We start from the raw sequence: 21,888 nt of genomic DNA, 5'->3' as shown, positions 1-21,888 counted from the left end.
CCCACCATGAGCATCACCACCGTCGCTACCACCACCCGGCGCACCGCCCGCGAGGCCGTGACCTCCTACATCACCCTCACGATGATGTTCATCGCCGCACTGGCCGGCACCCTCCTCCACCGCGCCGGCGGCAAAGACTCAGACCGCGGACCCTCCACCCTCGAATACGTCTTCCTGGCCGTCTTGGTCGTCGGCGCCGCCGCCGCAGCCGGTGCAATCGTCGTCCGCAAGATCATGTCCCGCGCAAACGCAATCCCCGACTGAAATCAGACAGCGCTGCATCGATTGGAGAGACGGTGAGTACGTGACATACCTCGTGAGGGCCTTCCAGGTCGCTGCGATGGTGGCGGTCGCTGCGTTGCTTGTGCAGCTCGGAATCGATTCCTGGCCGTGGCCGTATATCCCTATTCCGTCCTGAAAAGCCAGCCGTCCAACAACTATCGGAAAGCAGACCATGGTCACACTGGAACAGTTGATCGACCGATGGCGCCGCGATGACCGAGGCCCGGCGACGCTCGTCACGGTCATCGCGATGGTCGCATTCCTTCTGATCTTTTCGGTCCTGCTGCAAACCGCCCTGTTCTTCCACGGCCGCGACGTCGCCAACAGCTGCGCCGAAAAGGCACTGAAGAACACGAGATCCCAGTACGGCAACCAAGCGCTCGGAACAGCTGCCGCTTATGCCTGCATCGCCCAGGCAGGCGCCGGTGACCTGCAGATCCCGGTTGTCCTCGTCAGCAAGAACATCCGCGAAACAACCGTCAACATCACCGGAAAGGCCCCTTCCCTCGTCCCGGGTCTCGAATTCCCCATCGTCGTCAACCACACCAAACCGACTGAACGCGTCACCAACCCGGGAGGAATCGGATGAGAGGCACCCGATGGATATCCCACGCCCGCCGAGATGACCGGGGCGACGTCACGATCGAGCTGTGCCTCGCAACCGTCATCCTGATCTTGCTCCTGGGCTGGATGTATGCGTACGGCGTCAACCGACAGGCGCACCAGAAGGTTGAACACGCCGCCACCGAGGGTGCCCGTGCAGCCTCACTCGCCCGCACCATCGCCACCGCCACCCCGCTGGCGTACCAAGCAGCGGCCGGCAGCATGGACGGACAAGGCCTCAAGTGCGCCACCATGAACGTCAACGCCGATACCAGCGGCTTCCGCACCAGACCTGGTGTCCCCGCCACGGTCGAGGTCACCGTGACCTGCCAGGTCTCCTTCGACGCACTTGGATGGCCCGGAGTCAATGGTGCCCGCACCGTCACCGCTACCGCAATCTCGCCGATCGATACCTACCGGGAGCGCACACGATGACCAACGCCCTGCGTAAGCGACTCGCCTCCCGCCTGCCGGAGGAGCACCGCGACAAGGGTGCCGTCACCCTGATGACGGTGGTCTTCGCCCCTGTCCTGATCTTTTTCGTCTGGGGACTGATCGTCGACGGTGGCGGCATGCTCACCGCCGACCAGCGAGCCGACAACGTCGCCGAGGATGCTGCCCGAGCAGCCGGTCAGCAGATCATCGGATCGGTGAGCGCCCGCGGCATCGACACGGTCGTCGACCCGGTCCGCGCGACCGCAGCCGCCAAGAGATACCTGTTCGAGGCCGGCGTCGACGGCGACGTGATCCCCACCGGCCCGCGCACCCTCCTGATCACGACCCGCATCGTCTACAACTCGAAACTTCTGCCATACCCCAGAACGAAACTGCTCGTCGGTACGGCCGCTGTGAATCTCAACCGCACCAACGCCGGGGAGGTGTACATTCCGTGAGCGCAAACGCCGCGCGGTCCCGCCTTGCCGGACTCGGCTACCTCCTGATCCTGGTGATGCTTGTCGCCGGGATCCCGGCCGCGCTCTGGGCGCTGCGCGGCAATCCGCTCGACATACCGTGGTCGGATTTCGAAGGTTTGCTCGCGAGTCCAGATGACGGCAGTCTTCTCATCGCCCTTCTTCCCCTTGTTGGCTGGGCTGCTTGGGCCACCTTCACCGTCCCGATTCTGCTCGAACTCGCGGCGACACTGCGTGGCGTCAAAGCGCCGAAGCTGCGCCTTCTTCGCTCACAACAGCGGACGGCGACGTTCCTCGTCAGCGGCGCTCTCTTGCTCCTGACCGCCGGAACCGCCACCGCCGCACCCGCCTTGACCCAGCCTGCGGACGTGGGAAGCACCTCTCCGTACGTGCCGCACTCACAGCAGGAAGATCCGAGCGCGTCACCGCAGACACAGGTGGATCCGCGGGTCACCCGAATGGCGGTACAACCGGCGGGGCCGACAGTGACGACCGTGCGGGGAGACACCCTGTGGGGATTGGCCCAGCAGCATCTCGGAGAGGGCCGCCGCTACGCCGAGATCCTGGACCTCAACCGGACTGCTGTCCCCGAGCCAGGGTTTCTGGCCGAAGGGTTGACCCTGCAGCTGCCCGCATCCCAGCCCGAGGTGGTACGCGGCGCCTATACGGTCAAGCAGGGCGACACCCTGTGGGATATCGCCGAGCGCGAGCTCGGCGATCCTTTGCGTTTCATGGAGATCACGACTCCCGACGGCACCCCGGCTGGCGAGCTGATCACGGTCGGCCAGCAATTGATCATGCCCACCGCCGCCTCCGCGGCGGCGGACGCTACGCCGGCGCCGGCCTTGGTGCCGCCGGCTGATGCTGTTTCGGCTCCCGCTCCGGCTCCGGAAGCTGTTCCGGCTCCCGCCCCCGCTCCGGCTCCGGAAGCTGTTCCGGCTCCCGCCCCCGCTCCCGCCCCCGCTCCGGCTCCGGAAGCTGTTTCGGCTCCCGCTCCGGCGCCCGCGCCTGTGGATGTCGCCCCCAACTGGCAACTCGACCCCGTCGAGCCTCAAATGCCTGCCGACTTCCTCACCAATGACGCGCCGGCAGAGACCGATACCGAGGACGGCTCATCCGACGTCGTGTTCATCGGTCTCGGAATCTCAGCGGTTGCTGCAGCTGGACTGACCGGGCATCTCGCTCTTCGTCGCCGCAAGCAACAACATCGCCGCCGCCGCGGCGAGCGCATCGCCCTTCCCGCCGAAACCGCGATCCAGGCGGAGCAGGCACTCACGGCCGCCGCTGATCCCCTCACCACCACCCACGTCGACATCGCATTGCGGCACCTCGCGCACCACCGCAGGTCCACGGGTATCGCTCTGCCGGGCCTGCTTGCGGTCTTCGTCGGTGACAACGACATCGAGCTCGGACTCGTCGAACAGGTCTCACTCCCGGCGCCTTGGACACAGATCGACGACACCACCTGGTCAGTAGATCCGAGATTGTTTCCGCGCAGCGTTCCCGAGGCCGAGATCAGTCCGTACCCGGCGCTGACGGCAGTCGGAACCAGCGACGACGGTCGCGACCTCTTGCTCAACCTCGAACAGATCGGCCACCTCGCCATCAGCGGCACCCCGACTGCAACAGCCGGGGTGCTGCGTGCGCTCGCCGTCGAGCTCGCAGTCTCGCCCATCGCCGACAGCCTCCACCTCAACCTCGTCGGATACTGCGCCGACCTGCCGGAGGCAATCGACAACGGCCGCATCACCCACTCCGAGGACGCCGACACGGTCCTGACGACACTCGCCAATCACCTCGAACTCGACTCCGAAATCCTCGCGGACAACGACTTCGAGTCAATCGCGCAGGCACGCACGTCGTACACCACCAGCGAGCTGACCGCACCCGAGATCGTTCTGATCGCCGATCCGGTGACCGAGGCACAGGCCGGGCTACTCGTCGGCATCGCACGGCACGCACCCCGAATCGCGTTCGCCGCAGTGACTACCGAGAGCGCACATACCAACGCCAAATGGACCCTCGAGGTCGACGACAACGGCTCGGCCGTCCTTGCTCGTCCAGGAATCGCGACGGCCGGCATCACAGTGACCACCCTCGATGAGGAGAGCTACGCGTCTGTCCTGGACCTACTGACCACCACCTCACGCGAACCTCGCGTTGCCTACACGGGCGATAACCCTGACATTCGATGGGAAGCAGCCCGTCTCGACAACGACCTCTCGACCCTGGAGTTCATCACCAGCTCCGATCCCGCCACCTTCAGCGTGGTCGGGAGCCTCGACCATGCCGTCGACCGACCAGAGCCGTCCGATTCGGATGAGGTCACCGCAGAAGGCGTGCTGCCGGAGGCGGATCACATCTGGATCAGGCTGCTCGGCGAACCCGCCGTCACACCCCCGTCACCAGGGCCGGCAGAAGGCCGAGAGAAGAGCCTGACCGAAATCGCCGCGCTTCTCATCACCACGGATGGCGGTGTCCTCGCCGCGGACATCGACAGCAAAATCTGGCCCCATGACGTCGAAGCCGCCAGAACCGGCACAGCCGAGCAGGAGAAAGAAGCGAAGGCCCGGCTCCGCCGGCGCCGCAACGAAGCGCTCTCTCGCCTGCGTAAGTGGCTCGGTGACACCGAGACCGGTGAACCCGCCCTCATCAAGTCCGGAGATCGAACCGGCCGGACCCCGCAACGGCTCCACGACGCCGTCACGACCGACTGGGACTACTGGCAGGAACTCGTCAACGCCCATCCCGCTGACGTCGACACCGCCCGGCTATCCGCCGCACTAGCTCTGGTCACCGGTCAACCTTTCAGTAGCGATGACCCCACCGCTTACGGGTGGGCCGACCACACCAAGCAAGACATGATCTCCGCCGTTGCCGACGTCGCCGAGGAGCTCGCCACCCGCTACATCCGCGGCCAACAGGTTCCCCAGGACCTCGCGGCTGCACACGCCGCCGCCGAGACGGGCCTCGAGGTCGACATTGTCCACGAAGGGTGCTGGCGTGCGGCGATCATCGCCACCCACTTCTCGGGTGACACAAATACCACCCAAAGGTTGATCGATCGCATGATCACCGAGCTCGACGCCCTTGAAGAAGAGCCCGAACACGAAACCAAGATGCTCCTGAGTCAGCTCGACTCCACCTACGGCAGCCACTACCGGATCGGAGCAGCATCATGACGTGCCGCATCGCCGCACTGGCGACACTCACTGCTGCGATGTGCCTGACAGCCGGCTGCAGCATCCTGACCCCAGAACCGGTCACCCTCGAAACCAACACCGGACCGACGTTCACCGGACCACCCGGCTCCGGAAAGTCCCCCGAGCAACAGGCCGGTGAAGCCGCACTGGTGAAGGTCAACGAGTACTACACGGTGCTCGCGCGACTGAGCGCCGATCCCGCCGCCAACCCCGCAGATCTCGACAATGTCGCGGCCGGCAACTTCCTTCAATCGACAAGGCGGGACATCACTGCGCATCGCATCGAGGCGAACGCAGGCGAGGTCAAGGTTCTCAAGAACACCATCACCCGCCACAACATCCCGATCGACGAAAACGGCATCCCTACGCCCGGCACCGCAACCATCGAGATGGACGTCTGCCTGGCCCGCGCTACCGACGTTCTCGAGCTCGGGAAGCCGATCCTGACGAACACCGCTTGGCCCGACCCAGCAGGATGGAGAGTCACAGCCGACTACACACTGCCCGGTACGCCCTGCAACGCCGGACTCTTCTAGGAGATACGACTATGGCACACACCACCATCCGCCGAACCGCCGTCGCTGCCTTGGCTGCGACGACCCTATTGGTCGGCGTGGCCGCCTGCTCCGATACCGACGCGGCGGATCCGGCGGTAGAGCTCACTGTCACCGGTGACCCGGCGTTCGAGGGTCCCGACGGGGCGGACACCTCGAACAAGACTCCTGACGAGTTGGCACGTGAACAGGCGCTTGCGAAGGTCAATGACTTCTACGCTGTCGTGGGCAAGCTTGATGGCGATGCCGCTGCGCCGATTGAGCAGCTCGACACCGTTGCCGGTGGTCCCGTGCTGGATAGCTGGCGGGGAGATATCACCCTGCGTCGATCGCAGAACGTGGTCGGAGCGGGCGACGTCAAGGTTGTCGATGCGAGGATTACCGACGCCGGCATACCTGTAGGCGACGACGGCAAGGCTATCTCCGGGCCCGCCTGGGTCCACGTGCGCGCCTGCACCGACATCTCCGGTATGACCTGGACGAAGTCAGACGGTAGTCCCGCCTACGACGTCAACCGGCCGCAGTTTGTCCTCGCCCAGTTGACCGTCCGGAATGCGGAGTGGCCCGATGCAAACGGCTGGCGAGTCACCAGCGATGCAGCAGCCCGATACGTGCCGTGCGATGCACCATAACCAAGGAGAACACATGCCAAATCGTCGTCGTTTTCATGCGGCCGTGATCGGCGCGCTGGTTCTGGGGAGCCTGGTTGCGTCGCCACACTCAGCGCTTGGACAACCCGGCTTCGGTTCCGGAGGAATAGACGTCGCTCCAGGTTCCGGAAATCTGGGTGCGAACATTGTCGTTCAAGGCAGCTACGTCCAGGTACCTTCGGCGTCGCCTGGCTCCGGCGGCTCCTCAGGGGGGATCGCAGCGGGGACGGGCGGTGGTGGGTCTGGATACAGCGGTGGTGGCAGTGACGTCGTGGCCGCTCCTACGGGACCTCCGGTTCGGGAGCAGTTGAAGGCGTGCGGCCGATTCACGGACTGCGTGCCGCTGAGTCCGGATGTCGGTATGCCGGCCACTCCGGTGAGCATGGCGCAAGTCATGAATGTGGTGGGAACAGCCGTGACCGGCATGCAACTTGAGGAGCCGCCGATGTGCTGGACCCCCGAACCTGCCAACTTCCCTGGTGGTAGAACCGGTTTGGTCGGAAAGAACGCGTGGGCGTGGGTTTGCCCGGATCAGATCCGGGAGAGCACCGTCGGCCCCGTGACACGGATCGTCCCCGGTCCGGGAGGCGTCGTGGTGACTGCCACAGCTGTCAACTCGAGTGTCACGATCAACTGGGGGGACGGGTCCCTCCCGACAATCTGCCCGGGAGCGCTTCTGCCGTTCACCCCGTACAACGACCTGATCGACGCCAGTCCGCTGACCCCACCGAGTGGATTGCCATCCCCGACATGCGGTCACCACATCGAGAAGACATCGATTACGCAGCCCGGCGGCGTGAACAACGTATCGGCGACGTCGGCGTGGATTGTGAACTGGACAGCAGTATGGCCAGGTGGCGGAGCAGGTGGAGTCGTGCCTGTTCCGTTGACCTCCAACTACCAACAGCGAATCGGTGAGCTGCAGGTGCTGGTCACGCCCAATTGATTCGACGTGAACTCCGTTCGATGTTGGTGCGGCGTCGGTTCGGTCAGAAACTCAGTGGCGCTGGACGCGCAGGACTGAGTCCGCGGATCGATGCCCTCGCGTCGCCTGTGGTGTCGACGTCGCGAGCTGTGCAATGAGTCCGTGAAGTAGCTCAGATCGGGAAGTGGTGCTGCTGCTGGAGTTTGGTTGCCAGATCGAGTGAGGGTGTGATGGAGAAGCCCACTGCTACGTTTTGGCTCGCTTACGAGGAGACGAGTTGTCGTCTCCTGAGGAAACCAACAGAACGGAGTGAGTGCAGCGTGGGGCGTGGATTAGCTGCCCAGCTCGACACTTGTGCCCCGCGGCATCCGGACAGCGGGGATCGCCTCGCTCAGAAATTGAGGTGGCGTGCGGGACGGCTGATCGGATGGGTTTCGACATTCGCGGGTCGACCGGGCCCGATGATGCGCACGCCACCGCTCACTCGGACGTGGGCCTCGCCATCGATGCGGACCGTGGTGGTGTCGGTAGCGGCGATCAGAGCTTGACCGTTGGCTTGGACGTGGCAATGACTGTGCGCGAAGACGATGGCGCTGTCTTCTGCGCGGATCCTGGCGTTGTCGGTGCCAACGATATGGCTCTTACCGCGGGCATCGACGGTGCTGTCGTCGAACGCTTCGATATGAGCATGTTCATAGGCAGTGACCCTGGCGTGATTGGACGCTTGGACGAAGCACCGGCCGGCGGCTGCGATGGAGCCGCCGGCGATTCCCGCGCAGGTTTGTCCGATAACTTTGACCTCGACTTGGCTGGGGACGTGGCCAAGGTCCAGCCAGTTCTCCGGGTCGGCATCGATGACGACGGTTTTCGCTCCAGCGGCGAGACGCTTGGTGTATTCCGCATAGCTGCGGACCGGCGATGCGGACCAGCCACGACGCGGCCGACGTGAGTTGCGCGTGGATTTCTTCACTGGTGCCCCCATGAGTCAATACTGCCTTCGTCTGGTGTCGTTCGTGCGAGCGCCGATGTCGGCGCGTCGCGCGTGGGCTAAACGAGGTTCAGTGTGCCGCGGTGTTCTGTGTCAGTCGCCGATCTTGACGGCATTCCCGGTCGGGTCGACGCATTGCAGATAGGAGTCGGCGTGTGATCGGTCCGGAAGGTAGGGCCAGCTGCAGTTCCAACCGTCAATGACAGCGAATCGCCCTTGTCCTTGTGCGGCGACCGTGCGGTCGTTGAGGTAGCGATCACTGATGCTCAGTGCTGTCGGGCAGCTCGGAGTTCCGGCGATGATGATCACAGGTGCAGTCGCACCGTTCAGGTTGTTCGTGACGATTCCGCACTGAGCGCTCGTGGGCGGCAATTCGGCGGCAGCGGTGGCCTGCGTAGCAGTCATCGCCGGCTGTGTCTCGGATATCCGGGTCTGAGCGTCGGTCACGCCGGGCTGACCTTGTGACAGCGGCCACGGAATACTCCCCATAGGCGGCCATTTCTCTCCCCACTGATGGCCAGCATTTTCCCCGCGGACGGCCAGATAACTCCCCGCCCGTCTCATCGGTTTCCGCCGGGCGAAGGCTCGGACGGGTGAAGAACAGCAGGGAGATCATGGAGATACTCGAGGCATACGACCTGACCGGCAGCTACCGTGCCGCCGCGGAGCTGGCCGGGTGTGATCACCACACCGTGGCCCGCTACGTGAAGATGCGCGAGGCCGGGCAGTCGCCGACCGAGCGCAAGCACCGGGATCGGGCGATCGATGCATTTCTGCCGAAAATCGAAGAATTGGTCGGCCGCTCCAACGGACGGATCCGCGCCGACGTCGTCCACGAGCGCCTGCAGGCGATGGGATTCACCGGCGGGGAACGCACCACTCGCCGCACTGTGGCCGAGGCCAAGGCGCAGTACCGGGCCGGCCGGCGCAGGGTCTACAGGCCCTGGGTGACCGAGCCCGGGCTGTGGTTGCAATGGGACTGGGGCGAGGGCCCGATGATCCGGGGCCGGCGCACCTCGCTCTGGTGCGCCTGGCTGGCGTGGTCGCGGTATCGGGTGGTGATCCCGGTCTGGGACAAGACGTTACCAACGATCGTCGCGTGCCTGGACACCACCTTGCGCCGGATCGGCGGGGTCCCGGCATATGCGCTGACCGATAACGAGAAGACCGTCACCACCTCCCACATCGCCGGAATCGCGGTCCGCAACACCGAGATCGTCGAGGTCGGCCGCCACTACGGGGTCACGATCCGCACCTGTGTGCCGGCGGACCCAGAGACCAAGGGCGGGTCGGAGGCGACGGTGCGGATCGCCAAGGCCGATCTGGTGCCCACCGACGTCAATCTCCTCGACGAATACCGCACCTTCGGCGCCCTGGAGGCCGCCTGCCGCGACTTCTGCACCATGGTCAACGAGCGGATGCACCGGGAAACCCGCCGCAGCCCGGAGGAGATGCTGGCCGAGGAACGCACCCGGCTGCATCCGCTGCCGCAGGCCCCGTTCACGATCGCGTTCGGCACCACCCGGCGAGTGAACTGGGATGCGACGATCTCGGTGGAGGCGGTGCGGTACTCGGTGCCGCACCAACTGGTCGACACCCGGGTCTGGGCCCGCTTCCACGGCGACGAGCTCATCGTCACCGCGGTGGGCGAGCGCGGACCCACCGAGGTGGCTCGCCACCTGCGCGGGATGCCCGGATCCCCGGTTATCGACGACGCCCACTACCCACCTCGTGAGGACAAGGACACCGATCGGAGGCCGAAGGCGGTCAACGCCGCGGAGGCGGCGTTTCTGATGATCGGGCCGGGCGCGGGCAGTTGGCTGGTCGAGGCCGCCGCCGCGGGAACCCGCCGGATCGCGGCGAAGATGGCCGAGGCCGTTGCCCTGTCCAAACTGCACACCCCGGCCGCGGTCGATCGAGCCTTGGGCACCGCCGCGGTCACCGGGCGGTTCGGCGAACACGATCTGCTGGCCATCCTCGACTACCAACTCGGCGGCGGCGGAGCCGAACCCACCCGCGCCAGTGAAACGCACAGTCTGCAACCCGGCACCGCCGCCTGGGCCCGATTCGGCGCCACCGGCACTGCCGCCCTGCCTGATTCCGACAACAACGAAGAGGACCGCCCCTGATGGCCGCACCGCTGCGCACCGTGACCGCCTCCACCGGAGATCCGCTCGCCGAGGCGATCGAGCTGACCCGACGCCTGAAACTCCCGCACATCCGGCGGGTGCTGCCCGATGTGATTCCCACCGCGAAGGCACAACGCTGGGATCCGGCCGAGTTGGTGCGGGTGCTGCTCGCCGAGGAAACCGCCGGCCGGGACCGAGCGAACCTGCACACCCGCCGCAAACGAGCCGGGTTCCCCGCCGGGAAGACGTTCGGGGACTGGGACGAGCAGGCGTCCTCGATTCCGCGGCCCACCCAGGACGCCCTCAAGACCCTCGAATGGGTCGCTCGTCGCGAAAGCCTCTGTGTCTGTGGACCATCCGGAACGGGAAAGAGCCACTTCTGTGAGGCGCTCGGGCAGGCCGCGGTCGAGGCCGGACTCAGCGTCGCGTGGTTCACCATCGAGGATCTCGGGGTGCTGGTGCGGCGGCACCGCGCCGACGACTCCCTCGCCCGGGCGATGGCCCGCCTGATCCGGTCCGACCTGATCATTGTTGATGATATCGGGCTGTTGCCGGTGAGCCCGGATGCCGCTGAAGGGTTCTACCGGCTCGTCGATGCCGCATACGAGCGTCGCGCGTTGGCTGTGAGCAGCAATCTGCATCCGTCTGGATTCGACGAGATCATGCCCAAGACCCTCGCCACCGCCACGGTCGATCGGCTCATGCATCACGCTCACATCGTCGTCACCGCCGGCGATAGTTACCGTCTCGCCCAAGCCACCGCAGGGAAGGGGGTCAAGCCCTTCAGCTGAACCCGCACATCAACGGCGGGGAGATAACTGGCCGCCGTTGGGGAACACTATCTGGCCGCCACCGGGGAGAACTCGTGGCCGCCTACGGGGAGGACCCACTGGCCATTGACAACCTTGACCAACGGTGGGGTTCGTCGACCACTCGACGCGTGTGAAAGCACCAGCTGGTTCGGCTGACGGGGACACGGTCTCGGCTTCTGTGTTGTTGCACCCGGTGAGGATGGCGGCCGTGATGAGGGACAGTGCAGCAATTTTCCGTGGTGGTTCGTCGATTCACGAGTACTCGCTTCTATTCCAGTCCGACAGGGAGGACGTAATGTCGAGTCCAGTGATATGTGATGACCTGAACAAAACGACGCCCGGCGCGACCACCGCCGCACCAGCGGGTCAAGCAGCGGTTTCTCGAAGGGCCCTTCCAGTGGGCGGGCTCCCGCATTGGTTCGGTGGTGCTGAGACTGTCCAGGTGGACGGCTAGTGTCGATCTATCCCTTATGTCTGTCGCGCAGTTGCGGAGGAGTGCCCAAGATGACCGAACCGACGTCCGAGCTGGCGGGCAGTGGCCCCAGCGAGGAGCCACAATCGCCGGCCGTCGGTGCTGAAGATGCGGCAGGGCAACGAAGTGATCATCTGTCGGCGACAGTGTACGCACCTGCTGGGATTGTCGTCGTCGCGAGTGTGGTGGTGTGGTTCGCAATTCGGTGGCTTGATGCCGAATACGGCACAACAGGGCTGTGGTGGGTTGCCGTCACCAGTGCCGCGTTTGGTGCGGCGTTGAGCGTGGCGACGGCACCGATGATGGTCAGGCTGTGTGCTGCCGTCGAGATCGCGACGGAGGGCTGCTCCCGGCGGCTCGGTCCCGCGGCTCTGACCGCGGGCGTGTGGTTCGGCGCCGTGATGCTTGCCGGCGGCGACGCGATCTTGCCTGCCTGGCTAGCGCTGAGCCTGCTGTGCGTGTGGGCAGCGTGGATCGATCACTTCACGCTGCGGTTTCCGCTGACCTTGATCCGGCTGACCACCGCAGTGGGCCTGATGTTGGGGGCGTTCGCGGTGGCGGTGGATCAAGATCCAGCGGCAGGTGGGCGCGCACTTCTCGCCGGTGTGCTGGTGTTCGCATTCAACCTTGCGTTCGCGATCGTCACCCGCGGCTATCCCGGGCTCGCCGACGTGCGGCTGAGCTGCATCCTCGGGGCAGCGCTGGGGTGGGTCGGATGGATGAATGTGCTCTCGGGCATGTTGCTACCGAACGTCCTGGCCCTCTTGGTGATGACGGGGGTGAAGGCGATCCGGCGTCAGAAAGACCTGGGAGAGTTCGGTTTCGCACCGTTTCTCATCGCTGGAACCGCCGTGGCAATCGCGGTCCCACCGCTGTGGTGGATCGTCTGGATCTGAACGCCTTTTGACGGGAAGGTGTGGAGGATCGGTTGCATACTTGGTCTTCAGAGAGTGGGGAGTGCATCGGTATGGACGAGGTGGCTCACTCCGCTCCGGTGCGATCGATCGTTCAAACGGAACTGCCGTGTGAGTTCTGCGCGGAGGATCCCCAGTACTTCACGGGAGACCCCGTCGGCTTCGTGCGTGCGGCCCGCTGGGCAGCGGTCGTCAAGGACTGCTGTCACTTCGACGCTCGCGTGGACTACCTGCTGTGTGACGAGCACTGGGCAATGATCCGACACCAACAGCTGCCCGGCCAGTGCCCTCGGTGCGGGGCGATCGCCTACTCGGTCGAGGACATCGTGTGTACCGAGATCCCACTGGGGCGGACGGCCGACGGGGCGTGGCCGTTGATCGGTCGATAGGCGCAGAATCCATAGGGTCGTTGACTGGTACCGCAGGCATCCGTTTGCGTAACCCTGTCAGACGGCGCGCTGTTGGCCGAATTTGCGTCTGCAATCGCGTATGTGCGGGACTTGTCCGGGGAGACGCTCCAGAGAGAGGCACCGCAGCTTGAAGAGGGAAAGCCCCTGTACTGAGGATGGCAGGAACAATCTCGCGCTGAACGTTGTACGGTTACCGCACTTCGTCATCCCAAAGGACTAGTGATCGTCGGCCGTCGCACCAGTCCCGCAGCCATGCGGGTTGGCGTTGCATAACATCCCTGGCAGCTCTCTCGACCTTTCGTGCTGGGCGCCTCCTCAGTCCTACCTTGAAGTCCCGCCAGGTGAGGGCGGCACCTAGATCGCCGCCTGACAAGCTTGGTTTCATCATCCGTACGAAGGGTTCAACGTCCTGCTGGGCCTCATGCATTGCGAAAATCACGTACTGGACTAGCTCGAGGAGGATCGTGTCCAGTGCGTGAGTGGCGAAGCTACTCGGCCGATCCCATTGCAAGTACTCGGTCCCATTTCGAAGCAGGATGCTTCGAAGTTCCACGAGTAGGGGAACTGGTATCCGCGAGCCATCGACTATCTTTCGGTGGGCCTCCTGAATGGCATCCACCTGCACAGGGTTATCTGGAAGTTCTTCCATCCGACCTAGACGTGCCTCTATCGTCCACCAGACGAGCCCAGGGACTACGTCATAAATGCTGACACACGCGACTGCATCCCACCCGTTCCATGTGTGTTGCTCCGGGCGTAAACCAAGGGAGATCGTCCAATTTACGGTCGTCTGCGACTCCAGTTCCGCTCCGCGACTGACCATGCTGTGAGCAACGCTGGAGAAGATCGGTGCCCAATATTCTTGAAAGCGAAAGAACGAGCCGCTTAGCATCAGGCCCGCCCATCCGTCGAGGAAGATTGCGCGCACTGAGTCACGTTGAGGCCCAGCCTCTTCAACAAGGAATTCACGTACTAGTTGTGCGCGCGCTTGCTCGTTCAGGCTCAATGTTATTTCGAATTCAAGTGCAGAAATACTGTTGGGGTGCTCCAACCATCCCCAAACGATGCTTTGAAATGCCTGGCTGCGGAGCTGCGAGGACATCCCTATGCCCTCCATTAGGCGAAGTACAGAAGATTCCGGGCATTCGACCGCAGAATCTGCTTGAATACAGCCGGACCGCCACCGTCTCGATGGAAATCGTAGGCCTGTATGAGCAACTCGGGAACCACGGATGTTGGGTCCCGATCGAACACACTTTGAATCTCGTCGCAGATTTTTTCTTGAGATTCGGCTCGCCGAGCGAAGGATTCGGCGGCGAAGTACTCGAGGAACGTGCGATGTGTAAAGCGAAACATTCGCTGACCTCGACTGTTGGTGCCAAAACTCGCGAGAAGCCAGGCGCGACCTGCACAGAACTCAACGAAACTCTTCGCGTCGCGCTCGGCATCGATGGAGTCGAAGCCATCCCTGTCAATGAGTGAATGAGCTAGTACTTTCACCAATTGTTGCTCCTCGATTCCGTCTTGGACGGAAGTTGAGGTATATACCCAGTTTGCAATCTCCTGCATGAGTCGCTCGGCGTACTTAGGCATCGCACCCGAATGTTCAATCTGGCGATGGCTGTCCCACCGCCGGAAAAGTAGGTCCGCGCATTTGGCGTACACGTCGCGACGGTCCGTAGGCAGTGATCCGTGTTCTCGGTAGAGAGCACACAAGAGCGAGAGCATCAGGGGGTTGTATCTCAGGTCGTACACTGATTCGGAATCGTGAATAAAGCTGTCAACCAAATCGGTTCGACCCTTTTTGCCGAACCACCGAGTGCAATACTCATCGAATTGTTCATCATCGAATTGATCTAGCCTGACGTGGTCAAATATGCTGTTCGTGAGTGGGGCGCGCTCATACCCCATGAGCCTCGACGTGACCAGGACAGAGCAAACCGGATACTGCCCGACCAGGCTTTCGATGCGCGATATCATTTGAGCGCGCTTCGCCTGTTCGGTAATTTCGTCCAGGCCGTCAAAAACCAGGCACACCCGTCCCAGCAGAAGCATATTCTCAAATTGTTCGGTCGAAATCGCTATTGAATGCTCGGCTTTGATTGATTCAACCGCGTGTTTCACGATCGATTTGTCCCAAAAAGACTTTACATAGTGGCGACACACTAGCTCGACTACTGGAATCGCAGAGTCCAGACCCGACACGGTTTTTCTGAAATGCTGGACGAAGGTGGACTTACCAGCTCCTGGATGACCCATAACCACCATCCGGAATGGGGCGGTCGAGGGGTTCAGGTCAGCGGCGTCGACGATCTGTTCATCGTCGTCTCGGACGAAATTGCGCTGAACATACAGGGATTCGAAATCGGACGGACCATCGAGTTCCGTGTGGGTAATGATGGGCTGGTGTTCGACTGCGCTGATGGTCTGAGCGAGGTGGCGACTAGTCTCTAGGGACTTCACTAAACCCGGAACGTCACGCATTAGGTCGATTAGCCGCTTTAGGTGCTGTTCACCGCGGGATTTTGTTCCGGCTCCGCCCAATACAGGGGAATTGATGAAGGCCGTAAATCCCTCGATATCCTGCTGATGGTAGCTCTCGAACAAACCTTGTTCGAGCGTGCCGTCGTAGAGCGCTTCAATCCTTGATTGAATCAAGGAGATCTGATTCTTCCATTTACCTTTGCTGTCCGCAAGCCATTTTTGAGCCTCGTTTGCAAAGATTTTCTTAAAAGTGAGGAGTGCTTGATCGCGTTCGGGACCAGGACCTGAGAGCATCGTGATCAAGTAGAACGCAAGTATCGGCTCCATCTGGCGCGACGAGAGGAATTCCTCAATATCCTCCACGTCCTTTGCGGAGAGTCCATCGAACTCCGCATCTTCAGGGCGCAGTGAAAGCCATTGAGCATCGAATGTTCCCAGCAATTGGAACCTGCGCCGCGCCGCCCCGACGCCCTTGTGGGCGTTCATCGATAGAGTCGTAGCTGCGTTTGTGGCGCCGATGGCGACGGCAGCGCTCCCCGGATCAATCATCCGTCGATCGTACGGTGCCAATGACCACGATCTGCGGCAGAGGTCGTGACGACATGTGCCATATATGTGCCAGGAGTTGACAGCGTCGGCTCGGCATCCCAACCGCTATCGCTCGGAGCCCAGCGCCCGATTCTGCGACAGCGACGGTCTCGTTCGCGGATCCTGCTCCCTCGGGGAAAGGCCTGCGTGTCCATGGAGTCGACTGCCGGCAGGCCGCCATGTATCGACCTCCCGAGTACAGGGGATCTAGGTTCAGGCTGTCTAACTGCGTCGCCGGTGTCAATTGGGACCACTGTGTCCGGTCCAAAGCAATGTCACACATCCCCGGTGGGGCGGATCTTCCTCCAAATGAGGGGAAGTGGCGGCACTTCCTAGGACGGAGGTGCGCCTGTCGTGGCGGAGTTGCGCGATTCAGGGGGCAGTCCAGGTCCGGACCTATGGTCCTCGCAATTGCTGTCGTGGTGTCGGTGATGTCATGGTCGCCGCACCCCCTTGGGACTAGGGAGTGGTACCGATGAATGTTGAGGTTCGCCGCATCCATCCGACGGACGCGAAGAAGATCCGCCACCCTCATCGTTGGTGGTTACCTCATTCAGAGTCGCTCACCGGGCGTTACCGCGCGGACCAGTATGGATGCGGATGGTCGGTCCGAGGCCTGGATGGCCAGCGATGAGAGCCCCCGGGGATCGCACACACCTCGTCCTCACCGCCGACGGCACCTCTCTTGCGGTGCGTGAGATCGGATCCCGGACAGCGCCGGTCACTGTAATTTTCGCGCACGGATTCTGTCTCCACATGGACGCCTGGGCACCGCAACGGGCCTACCTGGCCGAGGTCTGGCGGGGGCGTGCCCGGTTGGTCTTCTTCGATCACCGCGGCCATGGCGGATCCGGCGCGGCTGACACCGACAGTTACACGATCAGCCAGCTTGGACGGGACCTGGATGTGGTGATTCGTACGGTGGCGCCAAAGGGTCCGATTGTCCTCGTCGGGCACTCGATGGGCGGGATGGCCGTGATGTCTTACGTCGCCCATCACCAAGAGGCCGCGGCCGCGCAAATCGTCGGGGTCGGGTTGATCTCGACCGCCGTCGACAATGTCGCTGGCGCCGGCATCGGGCGCGCTCTGAATACGCCGGCGGTGACGTTGCTGCGGACGGCATCAGCTCACGCCCCAGGGCTCGTCGGCCGGGGCTGGAATTTCTCACGTCGCATCTTGTCGCCAGTGGTCGGCGTAACTTGCCCGCTTGCTCCGAGTGCAAGTGTCCGTGCCGCCGCCACGTCCTACGGGATGGTCCACGCGACGCCGATCGCCACCGTGGCCGCCTTCCTTCGTGATCTGCGGATCTACGACGCTTCCCCGGCGCTCGACGTGCTCGCGCGGGTGCCGGCGTCGATCATCTGTGGAACCCGGGACAGGGTGACCCCGATCGGGCACTCACAGCGACTCGCCGCGGCTCTACCCCTCGCCGAACTGATCCCGGTGAGCGGAGCGCGGCACATGGTCGGACTCGAGCGCCCTGACGTGGTGAGCGAGAGTCTCGATCGACTGCTCGGCCGCGCGGTAGGGCGCCGCGAACAGGACATCACCCGCAGGTCCAAATCCGACCTCGTCGGGGCGTGAGATCTGCGCGTGCCTGAGACCTGACTGTCGACCGTCACGTATTTCCCCAGGGGTGTCCGTCACGTAATTCCCCATGCTCGGGTGTGCTGAGTCGAGGGTAACCCGAGCGGATGGGGGTTCGGATCAGGTTGCGTTGGCGGTGCGGTGCCCGGGTCGTTTGCGGGGCCGGTAGGACGGGCCGTCCATCAGGGTTTGGTGGCTGGTGTTGATCAGCCGGTCGAGGAGCGATTCGGCGACGACCGGGTTCGGGAACAGCGGATACCAGTCCTTCGGGGCGCGGTTGCTCGTCAAGATCAGGGGTTTGCCGGCGATCGCCCGGTCCGAGACCAGATCGTAGAGATCGTCGGACTGGGTCGTGGTGTGCTCGCGCATCGCGAAATCATCGATGATCAACACCAGCGGCCGGGTGTATTCGCGCATCCGCTGACCGATGGTGCGGTCGGCATGACCGCCGGCGAGGTCGGCGAGCATCCGGGAGCACTTGACGAACCGCACGTCCCCACCGCGGCGGGCGACATGATGGCCGAGTGCTTGTGCCACATGTGTTTTGCCGACACCAACGGGTCCGTAGAGGATCACCGACTCTCCGGCGTCGAGCCAGCGCAGGGCGGCCAGATCCCGCAGCATCGCCGCCGGGAGTTTCGGGTTGGCGGTGAAGTCGAAGTCCTCGAAGGTGGCCTGTTGTTCGAACTTGGCCCGCCGCAGCCGACGGGCCAGCGCCGCGGTTTCCCGGCGGGCGATCTCGTCCTCACACAGCACCTGCAGGAACTCGAGGTGCCCGAGCTGCCCGTCCCGGGTTTGGGTCAGCCGGGCGTCGAGGGTGTCGAGCATCCCGGTCAGCTTCAACGTCTTCAACGCAGCCCGCAGGCTGGGGTCGTGAATTGTCATGACCATCCCCTTGCTCTTGTGAAAGTAATTGTTGTGCAGTGCATGTCATAGCCTCGCTCAACGCTTAGGCGGTGCGTTCGTTGCCGAACGCGTCGGGTCCGCGCAGGAACGCCGGCGCCTGCGCGACGGCTGGGGCGGGTTGTCCGTCGTGTTCGGTGCCGGCGGCGAGGATGCCCTTGACGGTGCGGTAGCTGGGGTCGCCAACCTCGAGGGCGCGGGCGCACGCCGCGTTCAGGCGGGCGTCGTCGTAACGGTCCCGCAGCCGCACGATGCCCTGGATGGCCCGGAGCCGGTGCAGGGCGTTGACCTGTGACAACTCGGCGACGATCGCGACCGCGCCGGGGCCGATCTGCTCGGCCTGCGCCCGGCACCAGGACACCGTCTGCAGTGCGTAGGCGATCTTGTGCGGTGGGTAGTGCTCGACGTTCGTCGACCGCCCCGACAGGTGCAGCACATGGGTGGCGACCACCTGCTCGCCCGCGAAGATCTGCACCATGTCGTTGCAGGTGCGGACCAGCATCTGCTGGCCGATCAGCCGCCAGGGCACCGAATACAGGGCCTTGCCGGCCTTGACGTGACAGTCCGGGGCGACCTTGCCGACCTGGTAGAGGACCGGTTCGAACGGTCTGGGTGGAAGTGTTGTGAGCCTGCGTCTTTCGATGGCGTCGAAGACGGCGGTCGGCTGGGCTCCGTCGAGGCCGCGGTGATTGTGCCGACCGTACACGTCGATGCACCAGGCCAGGGCGGCGTCCTGCATCTGCGCCAAGGAGGTGAACTCCCGTCCTTTCCAGAACGAATCCCGGATATAGGGCATCGGGCGTTCGATCCGCGGCTTGTCCTTCGGTTTGCCGGCGCGGGCGGGGTCGATCAGGACCCCGTAGTAGGCGGCGAGTTCGGCGTAGGCCCGGTTGATCTTCGGGTCGTACAAATCCGGCCGGTCGACCCCGGTCTTGAGGTTGTCGCACACGATCCGGGCGGGGACACCGCCGAAGAACTCGAACGCCGCCACGTGCGAGGCGCACCACGAGGACTGATCCATCCGCAGCACCGGCTGGACGAACAGCATCCGCGAGCAGCTCAGGATGATCGCGAACGCCCACACCGCCACCCGACGGTCGGTGACCGGATTGCGCCACATCCCGAGCTTGCCGTAGTCGACCTGGGCCTCGTCGGCGGGTGGGACCGCGCCCCGGGGCACCGTCACCTTCGCTTCGGCGACCTGATCGGCGAATTGCGCTGCCACATAACGACGTACCGTCGATTCCGACACCATGACGCCGTGGTCGTCACGCAGGCGTTGCGCGATCGTCGCGACCGTCACCGACGCGGTCAGCTGCCCATCGATCCAGTCGTGGTGCGCGGCGATCGCCGGCCATGTCACCGCCCGCGCTGCCGGGTCGCCGACCTCCGGGAACCATCCCGTGATCAACTCCCACCACAGGGCCTCCTCGAACTTCCCGCCCTCGCCCGGCGCCAACCCGGCCGCGACCGCCGGGGCCAGGTATTTCCGGATGGTCTTGCGGTCGATTCCCAGGGCCGTCGAGATCTGCACCTGGGATCGGCCGGCATGCCAGTGCCGGAACAACTCCATCAGATCGGTCATCGTCCACGTTCTCCTTGCCACCGTCAGGCCCCTTCCCGGGCCCGTTGTCGGTGGCCCAGTCAGGAGCGAACCTGTAGCAGCACCCGAACCCCCGCCAACACGCCCCAGGGTGGGGAATTACGTGACGGCGGGGTGGGGAATTACGTGACGGACAAACCCCTCAACCTGGGGAATTACATGACCGCTGACAACCTGACGAGACAACCACTGATGGGAGAAGTGTTGAGTATTCACCAGGACGTTGACCTGTCGTCCGGTCCGGCGCACCACCGGCCGGACGAGCTCGTTCACCGCGGCGCGAGGTCGTGGACACGTCATGTTCTGAACCGGGTGGCAGCGTGTGGTGTGCAGGTCGGGGCGCGGCACCGGTGCGTCGATCTGCATCACGAACCGAAGACCTACAACCCGTGGCAAGACGTCACTTATTGCCGCTGCGGTCACATCCGGTGGGCCGGCGAGCATGCGCAGTTCGACATCGCCGTCGAAGCATTCGAGGTTTTCCCTTATCACCCCTCTAGCCGGCCGGATCCACGGACCTATCTCGGAAAGCATGACACCGAATCGCGGCAGGTCAGCGAGCAGCGGCCCATCGGGCGAAGCGAGCTACGCCGATGATCCCGGCAGAAGCGGGCGGCCGCGCGGCCCGCGCTGTGCTGGACATGATCGACCGCGTCGAGATCGACCCCGAGAGCGACCAGTTTCTGACGGCGCTCGACCGTATCCACTTACAACTCCTCTCGCCGAGGGTGGCCACGATCGTCACAAGGCGAGTGGAGCTGGGATTTACCGCCTACGACGTGAATACCTATCCCCGACGGAATATGTGGCGCACGCAGGTTCCGTTCGGGCGGACGAACGACGGTGTCGTTGTCGAGATTCCCCTCGTCGTGATCGCACCTGTTCTGATCGGCATGATTCCTGTCCTACTCAACATGTATCCGCTGTTTCAGTCTCCGATCACGGATCTGACGGTATTCATTCCGTGGCTGCAGGTGTGGAGGTCCTCGCGATGTGGTGGTGGATCCGCCGCGATCCCCTCATGCTGATCGCGGTGGACAAGCAGATGATCCGTGGCAGCATTGCCAGGCTCGATGCCTACGTCTGGGCCGGCGGCGACTTCTTCGAACTTCGTCTGGCCATGATTGCGTCCGCGATCGTCGACGATATTCGTGAAGTGCCGGCATGGAGTCACGAGGGCCTCGACATCCACCGCATCCGGTTCGATATCGAGGATCAACTCCGAGTGATTCTCTGCCACTGCGGTGAGCCGGCTACTTTCCGGGCCAGCGTCGGCGAACCCACGACGGGAGTCAGTGCCGAGCCTGATGCGGCTCGGGCTGCCCACCACGAGCAGCGACGGTGGTTCGACCAGGTCAAAGAATCACTGATCGGGCGGGTCGCAGCGTTGTGGACGTATCACCGAGACCTACTGATGCTTCAGGACTCCGTCGACGGTACTGCGGTTCTCGGTCGCATCGACGCTCACGCACCGGCGCTCGAAGAATTGCTGGTCAACTCGGCGAATGATGACCTCGCAGCGTCGGCGATCGGTGACCTGGCCACCGACCTGGCCGATCTGCAGCAGGCGCGGGAAGAGGCGCTGGCCCAGCTGCGCGGTGACGTCACCGGATTCGATCGGCGAAACTGATGGGCCGCAGCCATGACCGGATCAGTCCAGATCGCGGCAACGGTGTGTTCGATCCCGACCGGGGCGACAGCGACGTCGCCACCCGCAAGGAAGGCGCCCTGATCTCGCAGCATGCCTACGACACCCGCGCCGATCTCCGCAGCGGTGCACGAGAACTCGACACCGCTTCTTTTCATGGTTGAAATCTGTCTCATCGGCCTGTCTGTGTTGTGCCGAGAGATTGCTGTGTCGTAGCGCTCG

22 protein-coding genes are annotated in these 21,888 nt (G+C 63.7%); 17 read left to right on the top strand and 5 right to left on the bottom strand.

What is annotated here, in order from left to right; genetic code table 11:
* The first annotated feature begins 6 nt into the window (after positions 1-6).
* The 8 genes from ACH49N_RS31540 to ACH49N_RS31505 all read left to right on the top strand — a co-directional run bounded on the left by ACH49N_RS31540 (position 7) and on the right by ACH49N_RS31505 (position 7,149).
* Positions 7-264: a hypothetical protein gene (locus ACH49N_RS31540; protein WP_317840505.1), complete on the top strand. Its 258-nt coding sequence runs from the start codon at positions 7-9 to the stop codon at positions 262-264.
* 190 nt (positions 265-454) lie between these two features.
* Positions 455-871, top strand: a complete 417-nt coding sequence (locus tag ACH49N_RS31535; protein ID WP_317840504.1) for a hypothetical protein — start codon at positions 455-457, stop codon at positions 869-871.
* Complete coding sequence (locus ACH49N_RS31530; protein ID WP_317840503.1) at positions 868-1,320, top strand: hypothetical protein; 453 nt, start codon at positions 868-870, stop codon at positions 1,318-1,320. The genes ACH49N_RS31535 and ACH49N_RS31530 overlap by 4 nt, the downstream gene beginning before the upstream one ends.
* Entirely contained in the window at positions 1,317-1,778 is a 462-nt protein-coding gene (locus ACH49N_RS31525; protein WP_005560298.1) for a TadE/TadG family type IV pilus assembly protein, read from the top strand. The genes ACH49N_RS31530 and ACH49N_RS31525 overlap by 4 nt, the downstream gene beginning before the upstream one ends.
* Positions 1,775-4,978: a LysM peptidoglycan-binding domain-containing protein gene (locus ACH49N_RS31520; protein ID WP_317840502.1), complete on the top strand. Its 3,204-nt coding sequence runs from the start codon at positions 1,775-1,777 to the stop codon at positions 4,976-4,978. Before ACH49N_RS31525 ends, ACH49N_RS31520 begins: the two co-directional genes overlap by 4 nt.
* Entirely contained in the window at positions 4,975-5,535 is a 561-nt protein-coding gene (locus tag ACH49N_RS31515; RefSeq protein WP_317840501.1) for a hypothetical protein, read from the top strand. Before ACH49N_RS31520 ends, ACH49N_RS31515 begins: the two co-directional genes overlap by 4 nt.
* 11 nt (positions 5,536-5,546) lie before the next feature.
* Entirely contained in the window at positions 5,547-6,185 is a 639-nt protein-coding gene (locus ACH49N_RS31510; protein WP_317840500.1) for a hypothetical protein, read from the top strand.
* A gap of 613 nt (positions 6,186-6,798) precedes the next feature.
* Entirely contained in the window at positions 6,799-7,149 is a 351-nt protein-coding gene (locus tag ACH49N_RS31505) for a hypothetical protein (protein WP_397504827.1), read from the top strand.
* A 370-nt stretch (positions 7,150-7,519) separates the two neighbouring features.
* On the opposite strand, the gene ACH49N_RS31500 is transcribed toward ACH49N_RS31505, so the two are convergent.
* A complete protein-coding gene (locus ACH49N_RS31500; protein WP_317840498.1) occupies positions 7,520-8,110 on the bottom strand; it encodes a hypothetical protein in 591 nt (196 codons plus the stop codon).
* 99 nt (positions 8,111-8,209) lie between these two features.
* The gene (locus ACH49N_RS31495; RefSeq protein ID WP_317840497.1) at positions 8,210-8,563 is read right to left on the bottom strand and encodes a hypothetical protein; all 354 of its coding nucleotides are present in this window, start codon (positions 8,561-8,563) and stop codon (positions 8,210-8,212) included.
* A 146-nt stretch (positions 8,564-8,709) separates the two neighbouring features.
* Here ACH49N_RS31495 and istA (ACH49N_RS31490) point away from each other — a divergent pair, with 146 nt between their 5' ends.
* The 4 genes from istA (ACH49N_RS31490) to ACH49N_RS31475 all read left to right on the top strand — a co-directional run bounded on the left by istA (ACH49N_RS31490) (position 8,710) and on the right by ACH49N_RS31475 (position 12,832).
* Positions 8,710-10,245: an IS21 family transposase gene (gene istA / locus ACH49N_RS31490; RefSeq protein ID WP_317747509.1), complete on the top strand. Its 1,536-nt coding sequence runs from the start codon at positions 8,710-8,712 to the stop codon at positions 10,243-10,245.
* Positions 10,245-11,036, top strand: coding sequence for an IS21-like element helper ATPase IstB (gene istB / locus ACH49N_RS31485; protein ID WP_317747508.1), 792 nt, complete (start codon positions 10,245-10,247; stop codon positions 11,034-11,036). The genes istA (ACH49N_RS31490) and istB (ACH49N_RS31485) overlap by 1 nt, the downstream gene beginning before the upstream one ends.
* Before the next feature lie 525 nt (positions 11,037-11,561).
* Positions 11,562-12,425 (top strand): hypothetical protein, encoded by an 864-nt coding sequence (locus tag ACH49N_RS31480; protein ID WP_317840496.1) that lies wholly within the window; start codon positions 11,562-11,564, stop codon positions 12,423-12,425.
* Positions 12,426-12,496: 71 nt separating this feature from the next.
* The gene (locus ACH49N_RS31475) at positions 12,497-12,832 is read left to right on the top strand and encodes a hypothetical protein (RefSeq protein ID WP_317840495.1); all 336 of its coding nucleotides are present in this window, start codon (positions 12,497-12,499) and stop codon (positions 12,830-12,832) included.
* A 1,137-nt stretch (positions 12,833-13,969) separates the two neighbouring features.
* Here ACH49N_RS31475 and ACH49N_RS31470 read toward each other — a convergent pair.
* Complete coding sequence (locus ACH49N_RS31470) at positions 13,970-15,886, bottom strand: NACHT domain-containing protein (protein WP_358276622.1); 1,917 nt, start codon at positions 15,884-15,886, stop codon at positions 13,970-13,972.
* A 669-nt stretch (positions 15,887-16,555) separates the two neighbouring features.
* Here ACH49N_RS31470 and ACH49N_RS31465 point away from each other — a divergent pair.
* Positions 16,556-17,509, top strand: a complete 954-nt coding sequence (locus tag ACH49N_RS31465; RefSeq protein WP_317840493.1) for an alpha/beta hydrolase — start codon at positions 16,556-16,558, stop codon at positions 17,507-17,509.
* A 123-nt stretch (positions 17,510-17,632) separates the two neighbouring features.
* On the opposite strand, the gene istB (ACH49N_RS31460) is transcribed toward ACH49N_RS31465, so the two are convergent.
* Complete coding sequence (istB, locus tag ACH49N_RS31460) at positions 17,633-18,397, bottom strand: IS21-like element helper ATPase IstB (protein ID WP_159929404.1); 765 nt, start codon at positions 18,395-18,397, stop codon at positions 17,633-17,635.
* A gap of 64 nt (positions 18,398-18,461) precedes the next feature.
* Entirely contained in the window at positions 18,462-20,000 is a 1,539-nt protein-coding gene (gene istA / locus ACH49N_RS31455; RefSeq protein WP_159929406.1) for an IS21 family transposase, read from the bottom strand.
* A 177-nt stretch (positions 20,001-20,177) separates the two neighbouring features.
* On the opposite strand from istA (ACH49N_RS31455), the gene ACH49N_RS31450 reads away from it, so the two are divergent.
* The 4 genes from ACH49N_RS31450 to ACH49N_RS31435 are packed head-to-tail and all read left to right on the top strand — an operon-like array spanning position 20,178 to position 21,830.
* Complete coding sequence (locus ACH49N_RS31450) at positions 20,178-20,615, top strand: hypothetical protein (RefSeq protein WP_317840492.1); 438 nt, start codon at positions 20,178-20,180, stop codon at positions 20,613-20,615.
* Positions 20,612-21,046, top strand: coding sequence for a hypothetical protein (locus ACH49N_RS31445; RefSeq protein WP_317840491.1), 435 nt, complete (start codon positions 20,612-20,614; stop codon positions 21,044-21,046). Before ACH49N_RS31450 ends, ACH49N_RS31445 begins: the two co-directional genes overlap by 4 nt.
* Entirely contained in the window at positions 20,983-21,648 is a 666-nt protein-coding gene (locus tag ACH49N_RS31440) for a hypothetical protein (protein ID WP_317840490.1), read from the top strand. The genes ACH49N_RS31445 and ACH49N_RS31440 overlap by 64 nt, the downstream gene beginning before the upstream one ends.
* Entirely contained in the window at positions 21,648-21,830 is a 183-nt protein-coding gene (locus ACH49N_RS31435; protein WP_358276623.1) for a hypothetical protein, read from the top strand. Before ACH49N_RS31440 ends, ACH49N_RS31435 begins: the two co-directional genes overlap by 1 nt.
* Positions 21,831-21,888: the final 58 nt, after the last annotated feature.

This window comes from Rhodococcus sp. NPDC019647, assembly GCF_044389235.1.
In the GTDB taxonomy this organism is placed as follows: Bacteria; Actinomycetota; Actinomycetes; order Mycobacteriales; family Mycobacteriaceae; genus Rhodococcus_F; species Rhodococcus_F oxybenzonivorans.
This window is presented reverse-complemented; position numbering and strand designations above follow the sequence as displayed.

Bases quoted from the DNA above. Each gene is read 5' to 3' on its own strand.
- ACH49N_RS31540 (WP_317840505.1), top strand. From the start codon at position 7: ATGAGCATCACCACCGTCGCTACCACCACCCGGCGCACCGCCCGCGAG.
- ACH49N_RS31535 (WP_317840504.1), top strand. From the start codon at position 455: ATGGTCACACTGGAACAGTTGATCGACCGATGGCGCCGCGATGACCGA.
- ACH49N_RS31530 (WP_317840503.1), top strand. From the start codon at position 868: ATGAGAGGCACCCGATGGATATCCCACGCCCGCCGAGATGACCGGGGC.
- ACH49N_RS31525 (WP_005560298.1), top strand. From the start codon at position 1,317: ATGACCAACGCCCTGCGTAAGCGACTCGCCTCCCGCCTGCCGGAGGAG.
- ACH49N_RS31515 (WP_317840501.1), top strand. From the start codon at position 4,975: ATGACGTGCCGCATCGCCGCACTGGCGACACTCACTGCTGCGATGTGC.
- ACH49N_RS31510 (WP_317840500.1), top strand. From the start codon at position 5,547: ATGGCACACACCACCATCCGCCGAACCGCCGTCGCTGCCTTGGCTGCG.
- ACH49N_RS31500 (WP_317840498.1), bottom strand. From the start codon at position 8,110: ATGGGGGCACCAGTGAAGAAATCCACGCGCAACTCACGTCGGCCGCGT.
- istB (WP_317747508.1), top strand. From the start codon at position 10,245: ATGGCCGCACCGCTGCGCACCGTGACCGCCTCCACCGGAGATCCGCTC.
- ACH49N_RS31480 (WP_317840496.1), top strand. From the start codon at position 11,562: ATGACCGAACCGACGTCCGAGCTGGCGGGCAGTGGCCCCAGCGAGGAG.
- ACH49N_RS31475 (WP_317840495.1), top strand. From the start codon at position 12,497: ATGGACGAGGTGGCTCACTCCGCTCCGGTGCGATCGATCGTTCAAACG.
- ACH49N_RS31470 (WP_358276622.1), bottom strand. From the start codon at position 15,886: ATGATTGATCCGGGGAGCGCTGCCGTCGCCATCGGCGCCACAAACGCA.
- ACH49N_RS31465 (WP_317840493.1), top strand. From the start codon at position 16,556: ATGAGAGCCCCCGGGGATCGCACACACCTCGTCCTCACCGCCGACGGC.
- istB (WP_159929404.1), bottom strand. From the start codon at position 18,397: ATGACAATTCACGACCCCAGCCTGCGGGCTGCGTTGAAGACGTTGAAG.
- istA (WP_159929406.1), bottom strand. From the start codon at position 20,000: ATGACCGATCTGATGGAGTTGTTCCGGCACTGGCATGCCGGCCGATCC.
- ACH49N_RS31450 (WP_317840492.1), top strand. From the start codon at position 20,178: ATGACCGCTGACAACCTGACGAGACAACCACTGATGGGAGAAGTGTTG.
- ACH49N_RS31445 (WP_317840491.1), top strand. From the start codon at position 20,612: ATGATCCCGGCAGAAGCGGGCGGCCGCGCGGCCCGCGCTGTGCTGGAC.
- ACH49N_RS31435 (WP_358276623.1), top strand. From the start codon at position 21,648: ATGGGCCGCAGCCATGACCGGATCAGTCCAGATCGCGGCAACGGTGTG.